At 39.2% G+C, this 217-nt stretch carries 1 protein-coding gene; it reads left to right on the top strand.

Translation table 11 applies throughout. From position 1 onward, the window contains the following. Positions 1-217: transposase (locus TR08_RS33505; RefSeq protein ID WP_238579290.1), on the top strand; the 217-nt coding region annotated here is incomplete at both ends.

The following is a 217-nucleotide window of genomic DNA, read 5'->3' as shown; positions in this document are numbered from 1 at the left end:
CGACTTTCATTGAAATGATTCGATACAAAGCCGAGCGAAAAGGTGTTCAAGTCATTGATAGGGAAGAAAGCTACACTTCCAAGTCTAGTTTCTTGAATCATGACCCCATTCCGACATTCGGAGAAGAACATCAAACTATTTTTAGTGGGTATCGAAGCACTAGAGCTTTTTACAAAATTAGGGGCTCAAAAGTTCTAATCCATGCAGATGTAAATGG

Source organism: Neobacillus niacini (assembly GCF_000759675.1).
In the GTDB taxonomy this organism is placed as follows: Bacteria; Bacillota; Bacilli; order Bacillales; family Cytobacillaceae; genus Neobacillus; species Neobacillus niacini_A.
This window is presented reverse-complemented; position numbering and strand designations above follow the sequence as displayed.